This is a genomic window from Sphingobium scionense, assembly GCF_014197035.1.
Lineage (GTDB): Bacteria > Pseudomonadota > Alphaproteobacteria > Sphingomonadales > Sphingomonadaceae > Sphingobium > Sphingobium scionense.
Genome location: NZ_JACIEU010000021.1, coordinates 38,507 through 64,915, shown reverse-complemented (window position 1 = coordinate 64,915; position 26,409 = coordinate 38,507). Strand labels below are relative to the sequence as shown.

21 protein-coding genes and 1 tRNA gene are annotated in these 26,409 nt (G+C 63.8%); 14 read left to right on the top strand and 8 right to left on the bottom strand.

The window, feature by feature from the left end:
* Position 1 precedes the first annotated feature (1 nt).
* Both chrA and GGQ90_RS21155 read right to left on the bottom strand, forming a co-directional pair.
* Entirely contained in the window at positions 2-1,414 is a 1,413-nt protein-coding gene (gene chrA / locus GGQ90_RS21160) for a chromate efflux transporter (protein ID WP_188083861.1), read from the bottom strand.
* Entirely contained in the window at positions 1,411-2,265 is an 855-nt protein-coding gene (locus GGQ90_RS21155) for a chromate resistance protein ChrB domain-containing protein (RefSeq protein WP_188083860.1), read from the bottom strand. The genes chrA and GGQ90_RS21155 overlap by 4 nt, the downstream gene beginning before the upstream one ends.
* Before the next feature lie 183 nt (positions 2,266-2,448).
* On the opposite strand from GGQ90_RS21155, the gene GGQ90_RS21150 reads away from it, so the two are divergent.
* Both GGQ90_RS21150 and GGQ90_RS21145 read left to right on the top strand, forming a co-directional pair.
* Positions 2,449-3,417, top strand: coding sequence for an adenine nucleotide alpha hydrolase family protein (locus GGQ90_RS21150; protein WP_246428356.1), 969 nt, complete (start codon positions 2,449-2,451; stop codon positions 3,415-3,417).
* Between the two features lie 70 nt (positions 3,418-3,487).
* A complete protein-coding gene (locus GGQ90_RS21145; RefSeq protein ID WP_188083859.1) occupies positions 3,488-3,988 on the top strand; it encodes a hypothetical protein in 501 nt (166 codons plus the stop codon).
* 28 nt (positions 3,989-4,016) lie between these two features.
* Here GGQ90_RS21145 and GGQ90_RS21140 read toward each other — a convergent pair whose 3' ends face one another.
* A complete protein-coding gene (locus GGQ90_RS21140; RefSeq protein ID WP_223178386.1) occupies positions 4,017-5,210 on the bottom strand; it encodes an alpha/beta fold hydrolase in 1,194 nt (397 codons plus the stop codon).
* A gap of 755 nt (positions 5,211-5,965) precedes the next feature.
* Complete coding sequence (locus GGQ90_RS21135; protein ID WP_188083857.1) at positions 5,966-6,355, bottom strand: hypothetical protein; 390 nt, start codon at positions 6,353-6,355, stop codon at positions 5,966-5,968.
* 160 nt (positions 6,356-6,515) lie between these two features.
* Here GGQ90_RS21135 and GGQ90_RS21130 point away from each other — a divergent pair, with 160 nt between their 5' ends.
* The 7 genes from GGQ90_RS21130 (at position 6,516) to GGQ90_RS21100 (ending at position 15,083) form a co-directional block, all read left to right on the top strand.
* Entirely contained in the window at positions 6,516-6,725 is a 210-nt protein-coding gene (locus tag GGQ90_RS21130; RefSeq protein ID WP_188083856.1) for a DUF5818 domain-containing protein, read from the top strand.
* A gap of 73 nt (positions 6,726-6,798) precedes the next feature.
* Positions 6,799-8,313, top strand: coding sequence for a hypothetical protein (locus tag GGQ90_RS21125; RefSeq protein ID WP_188083855.1), 1,515 nt, complete (start codon positions 6,799-6,801; stop codon positions 8,311-8,313).
* On the top strand, positions 8,310-10,682 hold the full coding sequence (locus GGQ90_RS21120) for a phospholipase D-like domain-containing protein (protein ID WP_188083854.1): 2,373 nt from the start codon (positions 8,310-8,312) through the stop codon (positions 10,680-10,682). The genes GGQ90_RS21125 and GGQ90_RS21120 overlap by 4 nt, the downstream gene beginning before the upstream one ends.
* 5 nt (positions 10,683-10,687) lie before the next feature.
* Positions 10,688-11,455 carry a hypothetical protein gene (locus tag GGQ90_RS21115; protein ID WP_188083853.1) on the top strand — a complete coding sequence of 256 codons (768 nt, stop codon included), beginning with the start codon at positions 10,688-10,690 and terminating at the stop codon, positions 11,453-11,455.
* Between the two features lie 9 nt (positions 11,456-11,464).
* Entirely contained in the window at positions 11,465-12,742 is a 1,278-nt protein-coding gene (locus tag GGQ90_RS21110) for a YiiX/YebB-like N1pC/P60 family cysteine hydrolase (protein WP_188083852.1), read from the top strand.
* A gap of 754 nt (positions 12,743-13,496) precedes the next feature.
* Positions 13,497-13,988 (top strand): DUF736 domain-containing protein, encoded by a 492-nt coding sequence (locus tag GGQ90_RS21105; protein WP_188083851.1) that lies wholly within the window; start codon positions 13,497-13,499, stop codon positions 13,986-13,988.
* A gap of 81 nt (positions 13,989-14,069) precedes the next feature.
* Positions 14,070-15,083 carry a DUF2493 domain-containing protein gene (locus GGQ90_RS21100; protein ID WP_188083850.1) on the top strand — a complete coding sequence of 338 codons (1,014 nt, stop codon included), beginning with the start codon at positions 14,070-14,072 and terminating at the stop codon, positions 15,081-15,083.
* A 151-nt stretch (positions 15,084-15,234) separates the two neighbouring features.
* Here the strand turns inward: GGQ90_RS21100 and GGQ90_RS21095 are convergent, their stop codons facing one another.
* Entirely contained in the window at positions 15,235-15,561 is a 327-nt protein-coding gene (locus tag GGQ90_RS21095; RefSeq protein WP_188083849.1) for a hypothetical protein, read from the bottom strand.
* A 466-nt stretch (positions 15,562-16,027) separates the two neighbouring features.
* On the opposite strand from GGQ90_RS21095, the gene GGQ90_RS21090 reads away from it, so the two are divergent.
* From GGQ90_RS21090 to GGQ90_RS21070, 5 genes are all read left to right on the top strand, one after another.
* Positions 16,028-16,330 carry a hypothetical protein gene (locus tag GGQ90_RS21090; RefSeq protein ID WP_086486242.1) on the top strand — a complete coding sequence of 101 codons (303 nt, stop codon included), beginning with the start codon at positions 16,028-16,030 and terminating at the stop codon, positions 16,328-16,330.
* Positions 16,327-18,375 carry a type IV secretion system DNA-binding domain-containing protein gene (locus tag GGQ90_RS21085; protein WP_188083848.1) on the top strand — a complete coding sequence of 683 codons (2,049 nt, stop codon included), beginning with the start codon at positions 16,327-16,329 and terminating at the stop codon, positions 18,373-18,375. Before GGQ90_RS21090 ends, GGQ90_RS21085 begins: the two co-directional genes overlap by 4 nt.
* A complete protein-coding gene (mobF, locus tag GGQ90_RS21080) occupies positions 18,372-21,347 on the top strand; it encodes a MobF family relaxase (RefSeq protein WP_188083847.1) in 2,976 nt (991 codons plus the stop codon). Before GGQ90_RS21085 ends, mobF begins: the two co-directional genes overlap by 4 nt.
* Complete coding sequence (locus GGQ90_RS21075; protein WP_188083846.1) at positions 21,337-21,885, top strand: restriction endonuclease; 549 nt, start codon at positions 21,337-21,339, stop codon at positions 21,883-21,885. Before mobF ends, GGQ90_RS21075 begins: the two co-directional genes overlap by 11 nt.
* 1,014 nt (positions 21,886-22,899) lie before the next feature.
* A complete protein-coding gene (locus GGQ90_RS21070; RefSeq protein ID WP_188083845.1) occupies positions 22,900-24,468 on the top strand; it encodes a recombinase family protein in 1,569 nt (522 codons plus the stop codon).
* On the opposite strand, the gene GGQ90_RS21065 is transcribed toward GGQ90_RS21070, so the two are convergent.
* From GGQ90_RS21065 to moaA, 3 genes are all read right to left on the bottom strand, one after another.
* Positions 24,454-24,528, bottom strand: a tRNA-Asn gene (locus tag GGQ90_RS21065). The genes GGQ90_RS21070 and GGQ90_RS21065 overlap by 15 nt on opposite strands.
* Positions 24,529-24,604: 76 nt before the next feature.
* Positions 24,605-25,381 (bottom strand): NAD kinase, encoded by a 777-nt coding sequence (locus GGQ90_RS21060; protein WP_004207502.1) that lies wholly within the window; start codon positions 25,379-25,381, stop codon positions 24,605-24,607.
* Entirely contained in the window at positions 25,378-26,391 is a 1,014-nt protein-coding gene (gene moaA / locus GGQ90_RS21055) for a GTP 3',8-cyclase MoaA (protein ID WP_188083844.1), read from the bottom strand. Before moaA ends, GGQ90_RS21060 begins: the two co-directional genes overlap by 4 nt.
* Positions 26,392-26,409: the final 18 nt, after the last annotated feature.

Genomic DNA, 26,409 nt, shown 5'->3' with positions numbered 1-26,409 from the left:
ATCATGCCACTATGCCGGCGACATACAGCGCAACGCCGATCGCCGACGTCACCGCCAGCGTCGGGATCATGCCGACCTTGAAGCGGAACACGGCGACCGCCGCGCCGACCGCGAGCAGCAGAGCGGGGATATGGAGAGAGGCCAGCACTGGCATGTCGAACGCAAAGCTCGCCAGCCGGACCGGACGCACCTCACGGAACAGCGTGTGGATCGCGAACCAGAGCGCGAGGTTGAGGATCACGCCAACCACGGCGGCGGTGATCGCACCCAGCGCGGCCGACAGCGCGCGATTGCCGCGCAGACCTTCTACGAACGGCGCCCCGGCGAAGATCCACAGGAAGCAGGGCATGAACGTGACCCAGGTGGTGAGGATCGCGCCGAGCGTCGCTGCAACCAGCGGGTGCAGACTGCCGGAATCCCTGAACGCCGCGAGGAAGCCGACGAACTGCGTCACCATGATGAGCGGCCCCGGCGTCGTCTCGGCCAGGCCCAGGCCGTCCAGCATCTCGCCGGGCTTGAGCCAGTGATAGGTGCCGACCGCTTCCTGCGCGACATAGGCCAGCACGGCATAGGCGCCGCCGAACGTCACCACCGCCATCTGGCTGAAGAAGGTCGCGATGTGCGTGAACACATTGTCGGGGCCGAGGAATGCGAGCAGCGCGGCGACCGGCGCCAGCCAGAGGAACAGGAACGCGCCCGAGATCTTGAGCGACCAGGCGAGATTGGGACGGGCATGGTCGGGCAGGCCCTCGCCCAGCGCGGTATCGCGATCATGGACCACATTGCCGCCGGCCGGCCCATGCCCGCCGCCGCCCTTGAACGCGGCGATCCCGCTGCGCCCACCGAAATAGCCGATGACGGCGGCGGTGAGGATGATGAGCGGGAACGGTGCGCCGAGGAAGAAGATCGCCACGAAGGCTGCTGCCGCGATTCCGCGCATCACATTGTTCTTGAGCGCGCGCGACCCGAGCCGGACGACCGCCTGGAGGACCACGGCGAGGACGGCCGCCTTGAGGCCGAAGAACAGACCCGCGATCAGCGGCGCGTGGCCGAGCAGCACGTAGAGATAGCTCAAAGCCAGGATGGCGAGGAAGCCGGGCAGCACGAACAGCGCGCCCGCGACCAGTCCGCCCTTCGTCTTGTGGAGCAGCCAGCCGATATAGGCGGCGAGCTGCTGCGCTTCGGGACCGGGCAACAACATGCAATAGTTGAGCGCGTGGAGGAACCGTTCCTCGCCGATCCAGCGTTTCTCATCGACCAGGATGCGGTGCATGACCGCGATCTGGCCGGCGGGACCGCCGAAGCTCAGCGACGCGATCCGCGCCCATACCCGGACCGCCTCGCCAAAGGGGATACCATGATCCGCAGGCGGGACCGCGATGCTGGCCCGTATCTCCGTCACCGCGCCGCTCATGACCGCACCTTGACTTTGGCGCGCGCCTTAGAGGGCTGGTGGGAGACCCAATTATGGGTCTCGTCGGTGGCGTCGCGGCACCAGCGATAGAAGGCGTCGTAAAGGAGCATCCCGGCTTCGAGCTGCTCCAGATCGTCGGCATACATGCGCGACAGGCCGAGCGATGCGGCGAGCAGGCCGGCCGCCTCGGGCACGAGATCCGGCCGGCCGGTATCGGCGCCGCGCACGATCGGCGCGAGGCGGCCCAGTGGCGTGTAGTCGCCCAGGCCGAACGCCTTCACCATCACATCGAAGGTGCAAAGCTCGCCCTGATGGCTCCAGACGACGCCATCGCCCTCGATGTCGAAAGGCGCGGCCCCGAAGCGCTCGGCGACGCCCTGCACCTCGGCCGGTGCCACGAACAGGAAGATCGCGCTCGGATCGACGAAGCGGCGGATCAGCCACGGGCAGGCGATGCGGTCGACCTTAGGCCGGCCGCGCGTCACCCATATGGTGCGGCCGGCGGGGTCGCGTGCCGGAAGCACAGTGTTGGGCACCATCGGCAGACCGGCGGCGGCCCAGCCGACAACCCCGCCTTCAAGGGCTTCGGCCGAGACGCCTTCGTGACGCAGCCGGGCCGCGACGCCTTGGCTCAGGGGGCCACCATTGCGGCATGCCACGACCGCCGAGCGACCAGCGAGTTCACTGGCCCATACCGAGATGTCGGTCGAGGCTCGCCGCAAGGTGCCGGGAATCAGGAGCGGTTCGCTGGCGAACTCATCGTCGGCGCGAACGTCGATCAGAACCGGCCCGGTCGGGATACCGATCAGGCGTGCGAATTTATCCGATGGGATCGTATTGAGAGCAGGCACGATGCGTCCTTTGCCAAATGCAGGACGCGATTCTTCAGCCTGTCGCCTCGTGGGGAGATCGCGGTCCCCATAAGGGCAACATGGCAAGCACGCGGTGTTTGGTCAACCGCGATGTAGCGAAGAACGGCCCCGGAATATCGATCCATCATCGCGAATCGTCTGCATTTTTCCTGGAGATTAGCCATGTACGACCCGATGCGACCGCCGATCGCGGCGGCGAACGACGACGGCTGCCTTGCAGCCATGTCCGGCGTCCCTGTCATTGCCGCCTGGGGCATGGGCGTCGACAGCACAGCGATGATCATCGAATGGGTCGCGCGGGGGCTGCCCCTGTCCGCAGTGCTCACAGCTGACACCGGGGTCGAGCGCGAGGAGACCTATGCCTTCCTGCCGATCTTCCAGCGCTGGATGGACCGGCACCATATCGAGCATCATGTCGTGCGCTATGTGCCCAAGCGCTTCAAGCACTGGCCGCCTTATTTCTCGCTGCTCGAAAACTGCCTGACCAATGCGACCTTGCCGTCGATCAGCTTCGGCCGCCACAGTTGCAGCCAAAAATGGAAAATACAGCCCCAAGATCAATGGGTTAATGAATGGGGGCCAGCGCAGAGAATATGGGCTCAGGGCGGCAAGGTTGTCAAGCTCATCGGCTATGACAGCTCGCCCGCCGATAGCCGCCGCTATGCCCATCGCGAGGGCCATATCAGCGACCTTTACGACTATCAGTACCCGCTGCGCGACTGGCACTGGGATCGCGAGGCCTGCATCGCGCGGATCCGTGCCGAGGGCCTGCCTGTACCGATCAAGTCGGCGTGCTGGCTTTGCCTTGCCCAAAAAACCAGCGAGCTGATGACCCTGCCGCCCTGGTGCCTGCGCCTGATCATATTGGTGGAGGCTCGCGCCGCGCCGCGCCTCGTGACGGTCGAGGGTCTGTGGCGGACGTCGACGCGTGAGCGGCCCGGATCCATGACCCAATTCATCCGCGAACGCGCTCTGCTGCCGCCAGCCGAGATTGACGCGATCATCGCCGGCGCGCCCGTCGATCTGATCGATTTCCAGCGCGTGGCCGCGAACATTCCCGTGCGGGAGCGCCCGACCATGCGCGAATGGATCGATCGCTTCAACGAAGGCGTCGAACGCCTCGCGGCCTGAGCTAGGATCGCGTCAATCTGTCTGCAACTCCGCTTGACTGCGAACGACGCCAACACCGATCCTACTCACTATGCGCCTCATCGACGATCTCGCCGCCAGGAGACTATACTACCAGCGCTCGTTGCCGACGCTTCCCGATATTCTCCTGATCGATATTCCACCAGGCTTCGCCGGTCGCGGGCTCGCGCTTGACCGCTACTATCCCGTCATCCTTGAAAGCCTGGCAGAATTGCAGGAATTCGAGGCGTTCCTGTGCGAAATGCGCTCCGCGCCTGTCGCGCCCTCGCTGTTCGATCGCCGTCCCTCATCCCTGCAGATCGAGGACATCCTCGTGGCCCGCTACGAGCCCCAGGCTCCCGACTGGCCCTGGCTCATGCTGTGCTGCTGGCCGAAAAGCCATACCAGCCTGACAGACTCTCCGGCCGACAGCTTCGCGCGCGGCGCGTATACCATCGATGCATTTGTGAGCGCGCAGGACATGGAAGCCGCCGAACTGAAGCTCCTTGCCACATTGCGTCCGCACGAGCTTCGCCTTGTCCGATCGGTGCCTACCATCGCCGGCCGCGCCTGAGCGTTCGGCCGCGCGATGAGGCGCCCGGTTACTTCAATCCGTCCAGGAACGGCTCAAAACCTTCGAGCGCAAAGACAGGATCGTCCATGGCCTCGACGCATCCGTGATCGAGCGGCTGCGCGGGGTCAGCGAGAAAGGCGGCCTCGATATGATATTGGCAGTCGGCGTCGCCGCCCAGATGGGTTCTCCCGGGCAACTCCAGGACTGTGGCGTGGGACAGCGTGCGCGCGGCCAGCCGGCCGTCGGCGGGCGACCGGGAGGGATCGAGCGCCGCCGAGAGGAGCAGAACGGGTATGTCGCCGGCCGGCGCGTCGAACAGATTGGCCGGCGGCTTGTTACCCCGCCAGGCCGTGCATAACCGATCGACCGCGGAGAGCGGCCCGGCGGCGCGGGCGAGATAGGGATATCGCGCCATCCCTTCTTGCAGGAGCGACCTGTAGCTGTGTCCCTTGCTTCCCTCCGCACATACAAGGGTCGCATGCGTGGGCCCGAGCGGGTCCGTCATGTCGGGCATGGTGAAGTCGCCGGGCGGCATGGCCGCGAGCCATTTCACGAGCAGCGCCGCGTCGCCCTTCGCCGCCGCCTCGATCGCCAGCGGCACGAAGGGCAGCGTCTCGCTGTCGAAGCCAAGATCGAAGATCGCGGCCGCAATGTCCGGCGCGGTCATGTGTCGACCCGAAACGACCAGCGGCTGCCGCTCCAGCCGATCGAAGGCTGTGCCCAGCATTGCGGCCAGGTCCGGGAAACGCGCCTTGCAGGCCGGCTGCAGGTCGCAAGCGCGCTGCCATCGCTCCATCCCGTCACCGAAGGCGGAGATGAAATTATCGAGCGGCGAATTGGGTGGGGAAACCGTATCGATCGCCGCGGCATAAAGTCCATCGGGGCGCGTACGCATGAGGTCGAACGCGGGCAGATTGGAATAGGATCCCGCGCGGATCGCATAATGTTTATAGCCCATCGCGCGCGCAATGTCGGCGACGTCCAGGCCGTTGTCCCGGCTGTTGACCGCACGCATATCAACCCCGCTTGCTGCAATCTGGCGGCGGCAGGCGCCATATTGCGCGATCTTCGATGCGAGACGATCGGCGATGGCGATGCCCGTCACAGGATCAACATGGCAGACCATCCTCGGCTCGGACTGTCCCACGCCCCGATAGTCGAAGAAGATGACATCGTGCGTTCTGCGGCTGAGTCTCGTGGCGACACTGTCCAGGGTCGACATGTTCTGAAGACGCGGTATCGGTCCGCCCACCATGCGTATGACGGCCCTGGGCTCGCTCCTCGCCGGATCCTCATAGGCCCGGATGCGAAACACCCATAGTTTGAGAGGCGCCATGTCGCCTGAACCGCGATGGGCGGGAACCGTGACCCAGCCGCAATCGACCGGATTACGAAGCGCCCAATCCGGTGGCACGTCGAGAAGCTGACACGCCGCCGCCTGAATGCGGGGCGGCTTCGTGGCGGCATGGACCATGGTTGAGATGCCGACTGCCGACCATATGGCCGCAAGCGAGGCAAGCCACGACCCTGGCAGGCCGCGAGGATTGACGGTGTTCCCGTTTCTCAGGCGCGCTGGCCTTTGCTGCAAGTCATAGCCCCCCGGAGAAAACTTATCGTATCGTATCGACCGCCGGACTCAAGACGCCCTCGCAAGACTATTGGTGCGAAAGTCCGAACCCATTGATGTCCCGAAGCAATTGATCGCTGCACTGTCGGATTGTTGCTATCGCCTATTCGCTTATCGGAAACTGCCCGCCGCCCGGCATGACAGGATCGGGCTGACGACATCTTTTCTGTACGGACGTTCGGTCCACAAAATCATGTCTCCGGAGCCGATCAACCGCCGGGCGTCAGGTCCGTCGAGGCAGGCCCGAAGGGCGCCGCAAGGTCCGCTCAGGGCCGGGTAGAGACTTCTGAACCGTTGGTCATGCCAATGAGGGCGGGTTCGGGGCAGCCGCGCTCCTGGCGGTGCCTGTCCTATCTGCCCAGAATAGCCGCGATCGGTCGTGCCATGTCGACCCGCCGCTTCATCAACCCGGTGAGCCAGCACAAATGCGCGGCCGCCTCCGCCAGCGGCAATTCGCAAACCTCCTCGAACAATTCGCGCTGATAGTCGAGATCGCGCGCCAGGATCGCCCGCAGCCGCTGACGCGCCGGGCTGGCGTCGTCCTCGATCTCGGCATTGGCCTCGCGCGCCGCGTCAAGAAAGGTCTCAGCCAACTCCTGCGCCTCATAATAGCCGCCGTTGAGGCCTTCGCTTGCGGCAAGGCTCGCCAGCCTGCGGCGGATCAGCGGCAGCTCAGGATCGACGGCCGCATCATCCAGCGGCAGGTTGAAATCATAGGTAGCGAGATAGTCGCGGATCATGGCTGGTTCCTCTGGGGCGCATGAGGAACATATACTGAACAATATTGCAACCTCCATCCCGGCTATGCCATGGACCGGACATGTCACGATCGGTCTTTTCGCTGTTTCCGCATGCCGCGTCCGCGCCGCGCGCTGCCCGTCACGTCATCGGTGGCCGGCCATGACGGACAGGGGCGCGCCGCTGCGCTTGCGTGGCATAGTGCGGTTCACGGACCGCGGACCGTTGCTCGAAACCGAGGATGGACCCGTGTGGCGGCTCGAGACAGCCGATGATCTGCATGCGCATCGCGACAGGACCGTGCAGATCGAAGCCTGGCAGCGCGGAACGAGCCTGCTGGAACTGCTGTGGATCGGCCCCGCAAGCGAATAGCGCGACGCGTTTGCGCTGGGCATGAATATGGTGACTATTCTGACCGCTTCGGGGCCGGTCGACGGGGGAGACTTTGCATCTATTGCCGCAATGGACCGAAAAGGCCGACAAGCGCGGTCTCGATCCGCTCGGGATGCAGAATAGCGGTGTCCTCCTCTACCAGTCGCTGCTGCCCGGCATCAGCAACGTCACCCTGCGGATGCGCTATTACGGCTTTTATTGCTGGCTGAGCGAAACTTATGCCCGCAGCGCCGCCTCCAGCGACTTCGAGGCCTGGCGCAATTGGATACGGCGTGCCGAGGCCCTCTATGCCCTTGTCTCCGCGCGCGCCGGGGAAGGCGGCGTGGGCGGCGTGGAATGGGCCAATCGCCGATTGGCCGCGGCGGAGCCGGTCATCGACTTCGCCGCCGCCGCATCGACCGACCCGTCCCAGGAACGCTATCTGCGCCAGTCGCTCGGTGTCTTCGGCGGCGCCTATTATACGCAAATGGCCGAAATGGGCCTCTTCACCGAGAACCGGCACGGCATACAGGTCGTCACCCGCGATCTCGGCCGGCGCGCGGCCGATCTCTTCGCCCAAGCGGTCGGAACCGATTGCACGAAACTCCTGGCCCGGAAAATCGCCGAGGCCCGCATCAGCATCCACGAACTCGAACGGCTCGAACCGATCGTGCCCTCGCATATCTCGCCCGACAGCGACGAGTGTCGCTTCTATGAAACACTGCTCTTCGCGCGCGAGGCATCGCCCGCGCAAAGCGCAAAGAGCCGCGCCGCCACGCTCGGGCTCATCCTGGAGACAGCGCGCGCCACGGGCGGACGCCCCGGACCCGAGGATGTCCGCTGGCACCTGTTCGATCCCCCGGCCGAAGCCTTGCCCGCGCACCTCGAGGACCAACGCCTCAGTTGGGAGGCCTATCAATGCCAGGATCTGATGCAGGTGGCGTCGGCTGCCCTGCTGGCCTGGGCCATCGCGATCATCAACGCCGATGGGCCTGGGCCAACGCTTTCCGATATCCGCCAGGAGGTCGTCGGCCACCTCTCCGGTCATGGCGAAGCGTCCTTCCAGGCAAGCTGGCGCAGCCTTCGGCTGAGCCTGGACCCGCTAAGCTTCCCCTATCGGGCCATATGGGAGGAGCTGACCAACAGCCGCGCCGCGCCGGTCGGCCGGACCGTCCCTGCCATCATGCTCATGGCAGCCTTGCACCAGCGGCTTCGGGCACGACCCGATCTCGCCGGAGCGGCGACGCGCGGGCTGCCCGGCCGCGGAGCGGCACGGTCGCTGCGCAGCGAACTGGACTGGCTCGAAAGCCATGAGTCCGACACAGTCGCTGATCTGATCGGCGATTATGTGATCGAGCGCGTCGTCCGGCGCCACAGCTGGGTCGCGATGCAGAAGCTCCGGCGACAGCGCGACTATACCTTCCTGTTCGAGCAGCGCGACGGACGCCTCGTCTTCCTTTCGGGCTATCAGCCGGTCGCTACCACGCCGCGCCTCGCGCCGGCGATCCAGTTTCTCGAAGACATCCATCTCCTCGATGTGGAGGGGCTGACCCCGCTTGGGCTTGGCGCCCTAGAAATGTCCCGGTGAGGCTTCCCGATCGCCTCGGCCGGCGTCCCGGGCGCGCCTTTCACAGCGCGGTCGCTACGAGCTTCGCCGTGGAGTTCGCCGCCGTCGAGCAAATCCTCCTGCCGCAGCTCATCGCGAGCGGCGCAACGAACCTGCTTCTTCTCACCGACGCGCGCATGGCCTCGCTTGCCCTCTCGGATGGATCGATCCTCCCCACAGCGCTGGGGCGCGAATATGCGCTCCATAGTCCGCCAGCGGCGGACGGGATTTTCCACCCCAAGATCATTCTGCAGATCGGCCGCGAGAATGCACGCGCGTTCGTCAGTTCCGCCAATCTGACCGCGGCAGGCCTGGCCGGAAATGCCGAAATCGCGATCGAGATCGAATGCAAGGATGAAGAGGGGCCCGAGCGGACCATGGTCCGGTCGATCTGGCGGTATTTGGAGGCGCTCGTGCCCCCACACGGCTCTCCGGCCCGGGATGCCCTGCGCTGGGCACGCGAGCGCGCAGCCTGGCTGGACGGACCGCCGGGGCCGGCCCTGCATCAACTGGAGGACGGGTCGGCAATCGCGTTCCTCCATGCGCCGGGCCAAGCAGGGATCGGCGACCAGTTCGTCTCCTTCGTCGGGGGCGAGAAGGTGCAGTCGCTCATGATCATCAGCCCCTATTGGGACGATGATCTCGCGGCTCTCGCCAATCTCTCCCATCGCCTCGCGCCGGACCGGATCATCCTTCCGATCGACAGCAGTGGCCACGCGTTTCCAGTCGATGCGCCCTTCGCCGGCAAGCCTCGCATCGTCGCACTTGGCTGGCCCACCCGGCGCTTCACCCACGCCAAGATCTTCCTTGCGACCACCGCCCGCCATGACCACCTCCTATTCGGCAGCGCCAATTGCACGACAGCGGCGCTGGGCGCTCCCGGGGCCGTGGGCGCCAACGCCGAGGCCTGCATCTATCGAAGGCTGCCCCGCGGCACGGCACGGGAAATCCTCGAACTCGATCGCTGGCTTGACGGGGAACCCATCTCGCTGTCCGACCTTCCGCCGCGCACCCTATCGGCGCCCATTCCTCTCAAGGCGATCGCGGCGCGACACCCCGGCACCTTCGACCTCGACGATGGCATGCTCATCTGGTGCCCCGCAGGTCCGGATTTCGATAGAGGCGACATCGAGCTTCTCGACAATAAGGCTGATCTGCTCCTTGCCCTTCCGGTCACATCCTTCGCCCAGTCCGGCGACATGCGCACCGCACTCCTCGATCCGGGGCTCCATCACTCGCTCTGCTTCGCACGGTACACCGCAGGCGATTTCCACTCGACCATCACCCATGTGACGCACCGCAATCTCCTGCGTGGCCGGCGCAGGGAAATCGCCACGGGCGCTGTCGCCCGCGCGCTTGCCCCGTTCATCCAGGGAAGCGATTTCGACCTCTGGATGCATCAAGCCTTCGAGACACTCGCGCGAGCGGACTTCGAGCATGCGACCTGCTCTGCTCCGCTTGCGGCCGCGCGCGGGCCTTCGGGCAAGCGCGACAGCGCGACCGAAGCGGGTGTATCGCTGAGCTACGAGACGTTCATGCAGGCGCGATCCGGCGGCGGGCGAGCCGGCTTTGCCGCTGCGAACAGTCTCGCCGGCACCCATAGCGACGTCGTCCGCGATTTCCTCAATCTTCTCTCCGGCCAAAACCCCCTGCGGCACGAAGATCATGATTCCGCTTTTGACGAACCTGACGACGAAAGAGACAACGTCGATCCCGAGGAGGAGGATGGGGGCGTCCCCGAGCGGCCTCCGCCGCCGGGGGAGGCGCCCATCGATCCTGCTCCTGTCGACGCGCGCCTCTACGAACGCCATGTGCTTGCCTATGCCGAAGGTCTCGAAGCCGGCGAAGAGCTGCTCGGACCGGGCGACGTCCTGCGCCTGCGCTTCTGGATCCTGCTCCTCCTCTACAAGGCGCGCTGCCCCGAAATGCCGCACGGTCTTGACGGTTCGGAGGCTATGCTGTCCTGGCCACGCTTCGTCGTCCGGATCCTTGTCGGCTTCTTCTGCGGCCGCCGTCCGGCAATCACCCGGCTCATGATGGCGCGTGACTATGCCGGCATGCCCATCGACTTCATGGAATGCTGGATCACCATCCTCTGGAGCTTCGACGCGATCGAGACGCTATTGGCCGGGCAACCCAAGGCGCGTGCGTTCCTCAAATATATCCCCGAGCTGCGCCGACGCCTGATCGCTCTGCTGGGCCTCTCGCCCAATGAGCTGGGCGGAGATGTCGCCGTCCAGATCCGTCGGGGGCTCGATCGTTCGATCGGACAGAGGCTTGGACTGGTCCATGAGCGGTGCGAGCCGCCCGCCGACGTAGCCGGGTGTGCCGGCGCAGTAATGACAGGATGATGGCGATGGGCAGCGCGCATGACGGTTCGGGCGAGCCCGTCCCGGTCGAAGACGGCAAGCGGTGGTCGATCTGGATCGACGTTGAAGGCTTCAGCACATTATGGGTGCGCGGCCGCAAGGCCGTAGCGGGCCTGCGGGCACTCATGGAGGGTATCTACAATCTCGGAAACCGCCTTTATCGCGATGACGGAGACCGCCTCTTCGCCCACCAGTTCGGGGACGGGTTCATCATCGTCGCGGACTTTCACGAGCCCCGGCTCGATCGCTGTGCCGCCATCGCCGTCGCGCTCATGCGGCACATATCCAACGCCGGATGCCTCGCCCGCGCGGCCATAGCCGAAGGCGAGTTCGCCGACATCTCGGGCCTATGGCCCAGGATCATCCAGGACGCCGTTACGCGGGAGGGATCGGACGATTTCGTGTCGATGGGAAGCGGCCTCATGACATTGTTGCCCGTCATGGGAACCGCGCTGATCGCCGCCAACAAGCTCGATGCCCGCAACCCCGTCAAAGGATCGATCCTTACCGTCACGACCGCGGACAGCCTCAGGATATCCCCGAGCTTTCCCCGCCGGACTGTCGCTGGCCATGACGCCCTCACGGTCCTCGACTGGGTTCATGCCCGGCACCCGCATATCGACCGCATAGCCTCACAGGCAGGCGTCGGCAGGGCGCCTGCGGACGCCGAGCGGGCGATCCGGGACTATATCGATACCGAACAGCCGCCCGCCGCATGGATCCGCGGGACGCTCGACTCCAGCAACCTCGGTTGACGGTGCCCGATGCCTGACGAGGAAATCCGCCGGATCAAGGTCGAACGGCTCATGCCGGGGGACATCATCCTCACGGCGTCCAGCGGCAAGATGAGCAAGGCCATTCGCCTGGCCAGCAAGGGGCAGGTATCGCATGCGATGATCTGCGTGCAGCACGGGTCGGTCATCGACTCGACCGACGACGGCGTGCAGGCGCACAATATCCAGCGGGAGCTTTACGGGCCTGACGGCCATATCGCCGTGCTGCGCCTCCGTCGGCCCCTTACCGATGTTCAGCTCGGTACGGTGATCGACTTCGCCCGCTCCGAGATCGGAACCCGCTATTCCAGAAGTGAGGCGGCGCGATCGGTCCTGCCCGGCCTCCGGCCAAGGACAAAACAGCTCTTCTGTTCACGCCTTGTTGCCCGGGCCTTTGCCAGTGCCGCTGTCCACCTTGTGCCCGATCCCGACTATTGTACCCCCGAGCACATCCGGCGCAGCCCGCTTCTCGCCGAGCTTCCCGACATGACCGAGCCGGTGTCGCAGGCCGAACTGGCGGCGTGGGCCGCGCGTCCCAACCCGATCGCCGAGATGCAGGAGGTCCAGAACCGGATCCTGACCGCCGCGCGTGACCTCGATCCCTCCGTCGAGAACTTCAACGACCTTGATCGCCTCGTCCAGGACCATCCGGAGTGGGACGAGCGGATCGCCCGCGTCTACCGGGACAGCGGCTATCTCGACCTGTGGCAAGCCGATTATGCGATCAATCCCTGGCACTATGATCTGGACGCCATGGAGGCGAGCGCCGGATCCTTCCCCGATCGGGGCCTCCTTGCATATTGCATCAGCACCATTCGCGAATTCCACACCGGCGGCCTGCGCTTCGCCGTCAATCTCATTCACTATCAGCAGGCCCTGGCCACCAACGGCCGACGGACAACGGCGCAGCTCGTGGCGCTCTACCGGCAACTGGTCGTCAATGATCAGACCCGGCGCGAGGTCGCCCTGGGTCGGCTGAGGCGCCACCATCCCGGTGAAGCCGCTCTCCATCTGCAGCGCATCACGCCGCACTCGGAATTGTGGTTTGCGATCGTGGACCGCGTGGAGCCGCGACTTGCCGCCATCGCCCGTCTCTCCATCGAGCGCATGGGGACCGCCGACATCTGCTCGGCCTGCGGCGATCCGGCCGACGATTATCGTCTCGTCAATGCGGCGGAGGCGATGCCGGGTGTGCCTTCGCTCAGGCTCTGTGGCGATTGCGTTGGAATTCGGCGGGACGGCGGTGAAGTGCTTGAGCCCTTTGCGTGACCGGGGCGGATCTTCCCGCCGTACGGTGGCAGTTCGGGTTGCACGGGCAGCGCTGGGGAGGGCGGATGCCCGCTTGTGCGGGCACCGGGCTCTATCTCCGCTCCGCTCCGACCAAGCCCCCTCCGGGGTCTTGTCCGCTGCGCGGTGACGATCCCTTCCGCGGGCGCTTGCGGCGAGGGAGCTTCTTCCCCCGGACGAATTGACGATCTGCACGACCATCGCATTTCAGGCTTCGCCTAAGGAATCGCGCTGGCGCGCGATGCGGATCGTGGAGCCAGCCGACAAGCATCGCCCCCTTCGCCGCCCTCGCAGGATCCGTGCGTTGCAGGACGGGTTTCGTCCGCAAGAATTGCGTCGGGGCAAAGCTGCGCTAGGCGAAAAGGGGCCGGCGATGTTTGTCTGTTTTCAGCAGAAGCGCCGGCCCCTTTTCGCCAAGCTTCGCTAGAGCCCCTCCCGTGCTTCTTGCGGACAAGAGCCCCGCCCTGCGCCTTCGGGCCTGCGAGGGCGGCTCCGGGTGCGATGACGTGTCAGCCGGCCCACGCTCCCTTTCCATTCAGGCGGAACCGGCCGCAGGCGGCCGGTGCGTCTTCGTCATTTGGGGGCCGCTGGCGCGGCCGTTCGATGCTCGGGCTCACCAGGTACGATAGATTTCTGTCAAGAAATCAATGACATGGAAGTAAGGGAGGGGAGGGGGTAGGGTTCTGATGTGGCCGGGAAAGAGAAACGGACCACAGCACAGAGAAAGGATGAAGTCATGAAGATCGGTAGCTTCAAATTCGACGAACGCGCCAGCGACATTATCGGCAAGATCGCCACGCGCGAAATGCGTTTTCCCTATCTCATCATGCGCCGCGTCGAGGATCGACAGAGCGACAGCGCCCCCGTCTATGAGATTTACGAGACGAACCGCGCGGGCGACGAAATCCAGATCGGCGTCGTCTGGGAACGCAAGATGCGCTCCAATGACGAAATGTTCCTGTCGGGCATGATCGACGATCCGAGCTTCCGCGAGCCGCTTCCCATCGCCCTGTTCGGGGACGAGACGAACGGCTTCGACGTCCAGTGGCGGCGCGAACGGGAGCGCGAGGCGCAGGGCGGCGGCTTTGGCGGGCGCAGCGGCGGCGGACGGTCAAGCGGAGGGTTCAGCGGCCGAACCGGCGGCGGTTTCTCCGGCGGCAGCACCGCAGGGCCGGACGGCGGATATACCGGAGGCGGGCGCGGCCTTGACGATGAGGTGCCCTTCTAAGCGGCACCCGAGGCGGGCCGGGGGAGCGGTGCAACGCTTCCCCGGACCCTGAACCATCACCCCGTCACAAGGAACCTTCCCATGAGCAAGCCAACGGCCTTGCGCGGTGTTAGCAGCTTTGCCGACCTGCCGGAACTCTATGCCGACCTCACCGCCACACCCGATTTCGTGGCATCTTTCGGCGATCCCTTGCCCCTCACCGTCATCGAACCCGACGAGGAGCCGGGCGAACATCTCATGCCCGATCCCATAGCGGCACAGGCGGAATGCGGCGGCATCGTCGCCGCCATTTTTGACCTGCTAGGCGATACAAGGCTGGACCCACTCGCCCCCGAACTCGCATGGGGCTTCGTCAACAGCTTCCATTTCGTCGCGAACAAACTCGAAGGCCGCGAGGATCGGCTGGCCGATACCATCCGCGACATGGCCCGCCGTCTGGAACCGGGCGAGGTGTTCAACAAGGAACTGGAGGACACCCAGCTTGAATGCCAGTCGGTCGCCGAACAGCGCGCCGCCATGGAAGCCATGCGCGACTATGCCGCCGCGATGTATCGCGCCTATGCCGGTCGCCCATGGTCGCCTGCCAAGGGATCGCGCGCGTCCCACGTCACCACCGCCAGTCAGATTTCGGCGCTCGATTTCCTGCGCGCAAGGTCCGAACGGCGGCGCGACCGTTACGACCCGCAAGGCCCCGTCGTTGTCGTGTCCGGCCCCGCCGACTGGCACGATTGGCGCATCATCTGGAACCGGCTCGACCAGATCAGGACGCGCATTCCCCATATGGTGCTTGTCACCACCGGACAGCGCCTTGGCGTGGATGCAGCCGCCGCCGCATGGGCCGCACAGCGGGGCGTTATCTGCATCGCCTTCGGCCTCTATGGGCGCGGCAATGGCAAAGCCTTCAAGCGCAATCGCAACATCGCCGAGCTTATGCCGGTGGAAGCGCTCTTGTGCGAAGGGTCGGGCATCCAGTCCAGCCTCTATGACCTGTTCAACCCGCAACAGGGACACCGTGTCCCGACCCATGTTTTCATGCGGACCGATCAGGAACCCGATGTGCCGATCAAGCGCAGGCGCCGCGTCATGGCGGCCTGATCGAACCACCAGCCCAAGAGAGGGACCGGCGCGGGACACCGCAGCCGGTCCCTTGTCGTGCTTGTCGCATGAGCGGGGGAAACCCGAACGGTTTCCTTGGCAGCACTCCTTTTGCCGGGCGTGCCGCCCGCCAAGGTCGCTTCCCTTTCCGCTAAGGATGCACCGCCTTTGAGGCGTCATCGCTGCCAGCGGGGGGAACGACCGCGCGCTTGCGAGCCGCCGCCGGAGACGGTTCCGCCTGGACGCCTTGTGCCGTCAGCCCCTTGAGCGCCGAAATCGCAGCGCTGCCGCCGACCCGGATCGCTTGGCCGATCACATCGCGAAACTCGCGCTCGCTCAACCGTTCGACCGGCAATTCCGTTACCAGCCTCCCATAATGTGCGCGCAATCCCCGTCGCACCGTCTCCGCTTCGCGCGCGAGATTGTGCTGATCGGCCTCGATCTTCGCGAGCCGTTCGCGTTCCGTCATCTTGGGCATTCCTAGACTCCTTGCTCAAGGAGGTCTGCCCGCCAACACCGACTATCCATCAGGGAGCAGCCGCTTGCAACGCTTTCCCCACATCGGGACCACAATTGACCCAGCGCGGATTCCCTGCCGGGAGAGCCCCGCACGGACAGGGGAGACGGGCGCAGCGGGCAAGCGCGCTGCGGAGCAGGGACGCACGCCGGAGGCGGGTGTAATGCACCCCACGCACGGGTGCTGCGGGCGCGAATCGCCCGGATTTCCGCCACTTTCCACTGGCACAGTCCGGCAGTCGCTTTGGCACACATCGTCTGCCGGCGGCAGCCAAGCTCTATGCTTGCTGAGCCTAAGCGATTGATCTGACTTGGCACTTAGTGGCTGCCAGCGGCAGATTTGATAAATTCTTGTTATTGCTTAGTAAATCGGCTACAAGGGTTGCGCTTCACCACGTTGCTGGCGTGTCGGACAAGGAGTCCGCCGCTTGGCACGCATCACTATCCGCATAGACGATGACCTCTATGCGCGCCTGTCTGTCCAGGCGCGCAATGCCGGTCTCGGCGCCGCGACCTATTGTCGCGATATCCTCGAACGCTTCGAAGGCACCGATCCTTCGGGCTACCATGCCCGCTTTGACGAGCTCCATGCAACGGCGATCCAGGCATTCGCGATCCTCGCCACTTCGGTCGGCGAGCGGTCCCCGGACATCCTCCAGAAGGGGTTGGGTGAAGCGCGCCGGCTCCTCCGCGAAAGGGGGCTGCTCGATCCCGAGCAGGACCGGCCATGAGCATCTTTCGTCACGACACGCTCGGTTCCTGGACAAGGGGCGGGCAGGCCATCGTTCACAACGTTCGCATGACCACGCAGGTCTTTTACCAGACCTTCCTTGCGGGGCTGGTGATCTGGATCGGCGGAATCATCTGGTACGCGCTCGAGAAATCATCCGAGTATGAGCGCTTCATTCTGATGAAGCTCGGACAGGCTGCCTTCATGGGGGATGCCGTCCCAGGTAACGTCACCCCGATCCTGTTCAAGACGCCGGAAGGCAAACAATACTGGACCAGCCCTAAGGCGCTTCTCGATTCCGGTCTCGCGCACAAGACGCTCGAAGCTTTCGAGACCTATCTTCTGCACGGGGCTGCGATATCCGGCCTTTTCGCCCTGGCCATGCTGGGGTGGGCCTGGTTCTACTTCACCCGGACGGGGAGGGGTCTCGGCTCCAACCAGTTCCTGCGCGGCGCGCGGTTTGGAACGGTGCGGCAGGTGCGCCGAGCGCTGTGGCGTCATGCCAAGGGCAGTTTCGAGATCGGTGGGGTCAACGTGCCCGACGCCTTCGAGCCGGAGCACATCCTGCTCTGCGGTGCGCCCGGCACCGGCAAGACCAACATCATCGTCAAGATGCTAGACGGCATCCGGAAGCGGAAGCGCCGCGCGATCGTCTATGACACGGCCGGAACCTTCGTCGAGAAATTCTACCGGCCGGGGATCGATATTCTGCTCAATCCGCTCGACGCACGGGCGGATTGCTGGTCGCCCTGGGTCGACGTCCCGAGGGACTATCACTACGACCAGATCGCCGAGTCCACGATCCCTGACAAGACCGGCGATCCCTTCTGGGCGAAGGCGGCGCGCGGTACGCTGGTCGCCGTCTTGCGGAAGCTGGCACGGCAGGAACGCACCCTCGTTTCGATCCTGCTCGACACGCTGCTGCGCTCCAAACTGAAGGATCTCGCCGCTTTTGCAGCCGGCACCGATGCGGCAGCATTCATCTCGACCGAGGGCGAGCGCACCAGCGCCGGCATTCAGGCCGAACTCGCCTCCGTCATGCGCAGCTTCTCCTATCTCGATGATACCGCAGACGGCTTCTCGATCCGTGACTGGGTCGCCAATGAGAAGGACGACAGCTGGCTGTTCATCACCGTGAAGGCGGATCAGCTTCCATCCCTTCGCCCCCTGATCACGGTATGGCTCGACATTGCCATCAGCGCGATCATGAGCATGACGCCCGATCGCAACCGGCGCCTCTATTGCGTCATCGACGAGCTGCCGACGCTCCAGCGTTTGCCCTCGCTCGGCGACTTCCTTGCCCGCGCGCGGAAGTATGGAGGCTGCGGTATCCTCGGCTTCCAGAGCTACCCCCAGCTTGAGGCGACCTACGGCATTCAGGATGCTGCGGCCATCACCGGCTACTGCTCCACGTGGGTGGCGCTGCGGGCTAACGACACCCCCACGGCGAAGCATGTCAGCGAAAATCTCGGCCAGGTAGAACAGGTCGAGGCGAACGAGGGCATGTCCTATGGTGTGAACGACATGCGCGACGGTGTGAACCTCTCGCGCATGCAGGTGACGCGGCCGCTGGTGATGCATACCGAGGTCACAAACCTCCCCAACCTGATGGGCTATCTGCGGTTCGGTCGCAGTTTGCCGGTGGTCCGGTTTGAGGACAGTTACAACAGGGTCGATTCCATTGGTGAGGCGTTTGAGGAGCGGGGCAATGCGCCCATTCGGATGGCGGTTCCAACGCCACCTGAGTCCCCGACGCCGACAGCGCCCACAGCACCGGCCAAGCCGAAAACTACTCCGGCGAAACGGCGGCGTGCTGTCCCCGGCGATCCGGAAGCCGAACTGCCTCTGGTGCCCCCAAGCGAGCCGACGGAACCGGTCAGCACGCCCTCCGATGATGGACCGGCGTCTCCTCCGGCGCAAAACGACCGGGAAGAGGAAGCGAGCGACCCGCCACCACCATTGGAACTGTTCGGGAAGCCGGCCGGCTTCCGCCTCAGTCAGCACGGCCGCCATGACGGTGCCCGCAACGCGGCGAGGCCCGCATGATCAATCCCATCCGCCTCAAAGGCAAGCCAGCCAACATCGCTCGCTACTACACGGTTGGCGATTACTACACCAAAGGTACCGACGAGCATTCCGAATGGGGAGGCAAGATTGCCACCGAACTGGGACTGGAAGGCGAGGTGGATCCTGCCGTCTTCAAGGAACTCTTAGCCGGTAAGATCGGCGATCAGCAACTAGGGCGTCGCCGTAAGGACGGCAACATCCAGCATCATCCGGGTTGGGACTTCGCGGTCAACGCACCCAAATCGGTATCGATCATGGCGCTGGTCGCCGGTGATGACAGGATCATCGATGCCCATGAGCAGGCGGTCGGTGTCGCACTCGCCTATCTCGAAGAACATGCCACGATGCGGCATCGCGTCGATGGGGAGGTTACCGAGAAGACGACCAGCCGGCTGATCTGGGCGCGTTTCACGGAGCACGCCTCTCGTGAGCTCGACCCGCATCTCCACACGCATGTCGTCGTCATGAACATCACCGACGAACGGGATGGAGCAAAGAAAGTCAGCCTGGAAACGCGTGCCATGTTCGCCGAGCAGATGGCGGCCGGGCAGGTGTATCGCAACGAGCTGGCACATCTCCTCCGCGAGCGCGGCTACGATGTCGAATACGACCCGCGTCGCGGCCTGTTCGAGATCAGGGGTGTGCCCAAAGACCTGATCACCGACATGTCGCAGCGCGCCGAGCAGATCGAAGCCCACGCGAAAGAGCACGGCCTGACGGGGCAGGCGGCCCGGCAGAAATCATTCTATGCCACCCGCGGGCCGAAACAGAAAACCTCTCTCGATGAACTCCATCAGCGTTGGGACGGTCAGCTCGGGCAACATGCCGAGACGGTGAAGGAACTGAGAGCCGACGCCGAGAGGATCGGTGAGCGCAGTATCGAGGTAGAGGCCCAGACGGCGGCGCGGGCCATGCTGTTCGGCCTGCGCCAGTCGGAAGGCAAGGAGGCGGTCAACAATCTCGGCCGGCTGTTGCAGACGGCCCTGGCTTCACATGTCGGCGAGGTTCGGCTGTCTGATATCCGTCCCGTGATCGAGGAGCATCAGGCGCGGGCCAAACTTCTCGAAACCCGGCACCGCACCGGCGACGAGATCCACACCCGCGGTCGGACGTCACGCAGGACGGCGCGCCTCGAAATGGCGCTCTCCGATCATCTCGCCCTAGCCATCACCGACGCCAGCCCGCTAGCATCGATCGAAGCCCTCAGGGATGCAGGTCTTGCCCACAACCTCAACCCCGAGCAGCGGACGGCCTTGCTTCACCTGGGTCGGAGCGAGGACCGGATCGTGGGTGTCCACGGCGTTGCCGGTTCGGGCAAGTCGACCATCATCGGCGCGTTACGGGAAGCTGCGGGTGAGGATGCGACCTTCATAGCTCTCGCCCCGACCTCGTCGGCCGCAGCCGAACTGGGTAAAAAAGCTGGCATCGAATCACGAACGGTCGCCAGCCTGTTGGCAAACGGCGGCGCGAGGCTCGATGAAAGCCATGTCCTTGTCGTCGATGAGGCCGGACAGCTTGGCAACCGCCAGGCAGTGCGTTTGCTCGAGATCAGTAGGAGCACCGGCGCTCGTCTTCTACTGATTGGTGACACCCGCCAAACGGGAGCGATCGAGCAGGGCAAGCCGTTCTGGCTGATGCAACGTCTTGGCCTGTCCAAGGCGGAATTGCGGGAGCCGGTTCGGCAGGAAACGGACAAGATGACACAGGCCGTGCGGCTGGCGCGGCTCCAGAACTACGACGGTTCGCTTAGCTCGCTGGACAAAGTGATGACCGCGGACGACAGCGAAAAGCTTGCCGTGTCGCTCGTGGCGGACTGGACGCGCCTCAGTCCGGAAAGACGCGAGAAGACGAATATTCTCGTGCTTGAAAACACAACCCGTCTGATCGTGAACACCAAGATCCGCGAGGCACTGAAAACGGAAGGTGCGATCGCGGCCGAGGAAACCCGGCTATCGATTTTGGCGCCATCCGGCATGACCGAGCAAGAGAAGTATTTCGCGCGCTTCTACTCTCGTGGACAGGTCGTGGTGTTCTCGCGCGACAACGTCGGGCTCGGGATCGCCGGGGATGCCGAGTACAAGGTGATTGGTGTGGGACGAGACGCCCGAGGGCGTCAGACGGTCAATCTGGTCGATGAACATGGCCGCACCATCCAGTGGGATCCGCGTCTGGGGCGGGCCGCCCAGATCAATGTTTTCAAGGAGGAGCAACGCGACCTTGCCGCCGGCGACCGCATCCAGTGGCGCCTCGTCAACAAGGAACTGGATCTCAAGAATGCGGAGCGAGGCACCGTAGAACGTCTCGACAGTACGGTTGCCACGATCCGATGGGATCGGGATGGTCGGAGCCAGGAAATCGATCTCTCCCAGCACAAGAACTGGGACCATGGTTATAGTGAAACCATCTACTCGGCGCAGTCCAAGACTTACGATCGGGTTTATGTGTTGGCGCCTGTCAACTCGCCGCTGGTTACCGGGCAAAACTTCTACACCGCGATCACCCGTGCGAGATTCGGCGCCAGCCTGTGGACGGACAATCGGCAGAAGCTGGTCGAAAAGCTCAAGCAGCGTACGGGCGAGAAGACATCTTCTCTCCAGGCTTTGGGGCGGATTGAGCGGGACAGTGTGAAGGGCCGTTCGGCCCGCCACACCGAACGCTGGGACAGGCTCCGCGACGGACAACGCGCGGATCGCGAGGAGCGCAAGGACAAGCCGGCGGCGCAACGTGAGTCTGCAGAAAGAGCAAAGCCTTCCGGATTGGCTGAGCGCATCGCGGATCGCGCGTTGTCGGCTGCGTCCTTCATGGACCGGTGGGTTACATCCCTGCTCGAACGAAGTTCCCAGCGAGGCGATGACCGGGAAGAGGGGAGCGTCGCTCGGACGGCGCCCCAGCCGGCTCCCGAGCCTTCCCATGCTGCTTCCCAGGATCACGGAGGCGGCCATGATCGCTGATTGGGCCATATGGCTTGTCATCGTCGGGGCTGTGCTCCTTTTCTGGTGCCTTCGCGGCTCGCGTATTCCGGTAAAGCACCGATGGCGACGTCGACAGGCACGCATCATGTGCCGGCAATTGCAGGGCCATGATCGCTCCCAACCTCCGGCGGTTGTTTTCGCCCGGCTGCGCCACATGGATCCCCTGGCTTTCGAGGAACTCCTTCTGGAATGCTTTGAGCGTCGCGCGATCCACGTAGTCCGAAACCGTCGCTACACCGGCGAGGGAGGTATCGACGGGGAGGTAAGAATTTGCGGTTGGGTCTGGCTTGTCCAAGCCAAGCGCTACGCAGATACGATACGGCCGGAACATGTTGAGGCGTTCGCGCAGCTATGTGCCGCAAAGAGCATGCCGGGGCTGTTCATTCATACTGGACGAACCGGACCATCGACCCGAACGCTGCTCAATCGCCATCCTCATATCCAGATCATATCGGGAGATCAACTTCTCGCCCTCATTCGCGTTGAACCCGTCCTGGTCAGGGGGAAGCGCATATGAGACTCCCCCTTATGCGCCTGCGGTGGCGGTCAGGGCTCTATGCCTTGCCGGCGCTTGTAGCAGGCCTCGTCCTCCCGTCCGGTTCAGCGGCAGCGGCGTCTCCACCGATCGGGTCTGCCGCCACGGAACGTGAGATCGCCCGATGCATCCAAGTCGCTTCGGCGGGCCGGCCATGGCTAGAAAAGACCCTCTGGGGTCTCCGCGATCAGGAGGCCGGATGGCTCGGAGCCGAGGTGCTAAACAATAACGGCACTCACGATCTGGGGCCGCTTCAAGTCAACAGTTTCTGGGTTCCAAAACTCTCGGCGCTCACTGGACGCCCCGCTGGCGATATCCGCTTTTGGCTTGCCAACGACGCATGCTTCAATGTGCAGGCAGCCAGATGGATCTTCCTGTCCGCTTTGAGCATCACACACGATTATTGGAAAGCCGTCGGCGTCTACCATAGCCCCACGAGCTGGCGGCAGCGAAGGTATGTCGAATCGGTCTCACGCCATCTCGAGCGTCGCTTTGGCGGCGATGTTTTCTCAAACTCTGGCTCGGTGGTACGACCGTGAGACGAACGCGCCTCGATACCACCTCCTATGGCGAGGCGAGCCCTGTCGTTGAAGACGCCGGCGATCTCATCTCCTCGCCTCCAGCAGACAGCCCGCTCGGCAGAGAGGATCGTTGGGCGATCAGAAGGAGCGCGCTTTCCCGGCAACTCGTTCTTGATGCCCAGACTGTCTTTACGCGCAGGTTGCGACGGCCAGTGTCCGAGAACGAGGCGCGGAACCTACTGGGCAATCTGGCGGACTACGTCTGGATGCTTGTCCAATGGGAAGTCTCCGGCGCGGATCCATATCTGGCTCTGAATGCAAAGAATCAACTGTCGAGACCCCGTGGTCGACCCCGAAAACCCGATACTGTAAAAAGGAAAAAACCACGCCGACCACCTCCCGCTTAGCCATGCCTTCTGCTGGCTGGAGGGGAGGGAGGATGGGGTAGTGTGTTAGATTAAATACAGGACTAGTGATGGCACGTCCACGCAAACCCAAAAATCAAGCTCCTGCAAACGGACGGTCGAGCGGAGCGCAAAAGGCGGTCCTTTATGCGCGCGTCTCGACGGCCGAACAGGAGAAGGAAGGTTTTTCAATTGACGCCCAGGTCGCATTGATTCGCGAATATGCCGAACGAATGGGGTTCGTGGTCGCCCAGCAATATGTCGATGTCGAAACTGCAAAAAAGACCGGCCGGACCCAGTTTGAGGCGATGCTCAAATATCTTCGGAGCCATCCTGGCGTCCGGCATCTCCTCGTGGAGAAGACGGATCGACTTTACCGCAACATCAAGGATTGGGTGACTCTCGATGGGTTCGACATCGAACTGCATCTGGTAAAAGAGGGAACGGTGCTCTCACGCGACTCGCGTTCCTCCGAGAAGTTCATGCATGGGATCAAGGTCCTCATGGCCAAGAACTATGTCGACAACCTATCGGAGGAGGCCCGCAAGGGCATGCTGGAGAAGGCGAAGCAGGGAATCTGGCCTTCGCAGGCTCCACTCGGCTATCTAAACGTCGTGGGTCCACAGGGCAAGAAGATCATTGTTCCCGACCCGGATGTCGCTCCCATCGTTTCGCGCGTGTTCGAATGGTTTGAAACGGGCGATTATGCCCTGAAGGACGTCACCCAGAAAGCACGGGCCGCCGGGCTTCGATACCGTCGGAGCCAGAAGCCCGTCGGGACCAGCACGATACACTACATGCTTCGCAATCGATTGTATGCAGGCGCTTTTGAATGGGGCGGACGCCTGTACCAAGGAACTCACGAGCCGGTCGTGAGCCAAGAGACATGGGAGAACGTTCAAGAGGTTCTTGATGGCCGGAGCGCAAGCAACGTGCGGGCCGAGCCGTTGCGATTTGCTTTTACGGGCTTGATCACCTGCGGACATTGTGGTTGCGCGGTCGTGGCGCAAATGCAGCGGGGCCGGTACATCTATTATCACTGCTCAGGATTCAAGCAGAAATGCCCTGAAAAATATGTGCGCGAAGAAACCCTGGCTCAGGCCTTCTCTGAGCAGCTTTCCCGCCTTCACATGGACGATGAGATTTTCGCGCTGATCGAGCGGGCGATTCGCGAATCGCACGGTGATAAGAACAAGGAGCGATTGGAGACGGTCGATCGCCTCAGAGGCGAGGCTGATCGGCTGCAGCTAAGATTGGACAAGCTTTACGTAGATCATCTCGATGGCCGCATCACTGCCGAAATGCACGACCGCATGGCAGCCACCTGGCGGGAAGAACGAGCTGGCTGCCTTCGGAGACTGGATGTCCTCAACAATGCGGAGGACGCCTTCGTTGATGATGGGATCGCTCTTCTAAACCTCGCCCGAAAGGCGCATTCCACGTTCAACCTACAGTCTCAAAATGGCAAGAACACCGCTTTGAATCTGCTGGTTTTGAACAGCTCTTGGGCAAACGGACAGTTGACCGTTACCTTCCGCGAACCATTTGATATGCTTGAGAAATTGTCGCCGGGAAATCCAGCATCCGAGCCCCCGGCAAGGCCGGGCGGCTCGGATGATTCTGAATGGCTCCCCGAGTAGGATTCGAACCTACGGCCATTCGATTAACAGTCGAATGCTCTACCGCTGAGCTATCGGGGAGCAGCCCCGCTTGCGCCGGGCAGGTGGCGCATATGCAGCGGCTTGTTTCAAATGGCAAGTGCGAAATTGCAGAAATTTACGCGATGAATTGTTCGGCGGCGATCCGGTCGTCGAGCGTATGTTCGGGGTCGAACAACAGGGTCAGCGGGGTGGCGCGGTCGATCTTGACCTCCACCTGTGCGACGTCGCGAACTTCGCGCTGGTCGGCGACGGCACTGACCGGGCGCTTCACCGGGTCCAGCACGGTAAAGCGAATCGCGGTGTTTTCCGGCAGGATCGCGCCCCGCCAGCGGCGCGGGCGGAAGGGGCTGATCGGTGTCAACGCGACGAGTGCGGAGCCGAGCGGCAGGATCGGGCCATGGGCGGAAAGATTATAAGCGGTCGACCCGGCCGGCGTCGCTACCAGCACGCCGTCGCACACCAGTTCGGGCAGGACGGGGCGGTCGTTGACCTGGACTTCCAGCTTGGCGGTCTGGCGGGTTTCACGCAGCAGCGAGACTTCGTTGATCGCCGGAATGGAGAAACGCTCGCCATCGACCGTATCGACCACCATGCGCAGCGGATTGACCTTGAAGCTCTTGGCCTTCTCCAGCCGCTGTTCCAGCCGTTCCAGCCGCCATTCGTTCATCAGGAAGCCGACGGTGCCGAGGTTCATGCCGAAGACCGGCAATATGCGGCGGGATTCCAGCATGGCGTGCAGTGTCTGCAGCATGAAACCGTCGCCGCCCAGGGCGATGACCGTGTCCGCCTGTTCCAGCGGCACGAAATCATAGGCGGCGCGCAACCGCTCTTCCGCTGCCCGTGCAGCCTGGGTCGGGGACGCGACAAGGGCGCGCCGCGGTTCGCTGTTCATCCGCCGGTGACGCTCATATGCCGTTGAACGGCGGCGGACGGGGCGCCGGCGCCGATCCGAAAGTCATGGGCTGCGGGTTTGCGCCGCAGCGCGCGATCTACCAGCGGTTCGACCGCTGCCAAGCCGCCGCTGCGCAGGGCGGCCTTGAAATCGACATGGTCGTCATGGCCCAGGCACATGTAAATCTTGCCCTCGCAGGTCAGGCGCATGCGGTTGCAGTCGGCGCAGAAATTGCGCGTGAGAGGCGTGATAAGCCCCAGGCGCACGCCCAGTCCGTCGACCGTATGATAGCGTGCTGGGCCGCCCGTGCGTGCTGCAATCGGGGTAAGTATATGGTGGGCTTCAATCTCTTTCGCCACATGTGACAGCGGTAGATAATGGTCGGTGCGATCTTCGCCGGTTTCCCCTAGCGGCATGGTCTCGATCAGGGTCAGGTCGAAGCCCTGGCCGTCGCACCAGCGCAGCATCGGCAGGATTTCGTCGGCGTTGATATCCTTGAGCGCGACCATGTTGATCTTGATCGCGATGCCAGCGGTCCGCGCAGCGTCCAGTCCGCGCAACACGGTCGCCAGGTCGCCACCGCGGGTGACATGGGCAAAGCGATCGGCCTGCAGAGTGTCGAGGCTCACGTTGATCCGGCGGACCCCGGCGTCGTGCAACGCCTGTGCATGGTCGGCGAGGCGGGTGCCATTGGTGGTCAGCGTCAGTTCCTGGAGGCCGGCATCGAGATGGCGGCCGATTCGATGGATCAGGTCGATGATGTCGCGGCGTACCAGCGGCTCGCCACCGGTCAGCCGGATGCGGCGCACGCCCCGCGCGATGAAGAGATCGGCGAGGAGCGCGATTTCTTCCAGCGTCAGAACCTGGTTCTTCGGCAGGAACTGCATCCGCTCCGCCATGCAGTAGCGGCAGCGCAGGTCACACCGATCCGTAACGGAAATCCGCAGATAGTCGATCCGGCGGCCAAGGCCGTCGGTCATGGAAATTGCGGCAGGATCCACCATGGCCATGCCCCTAGCTAGGCCATG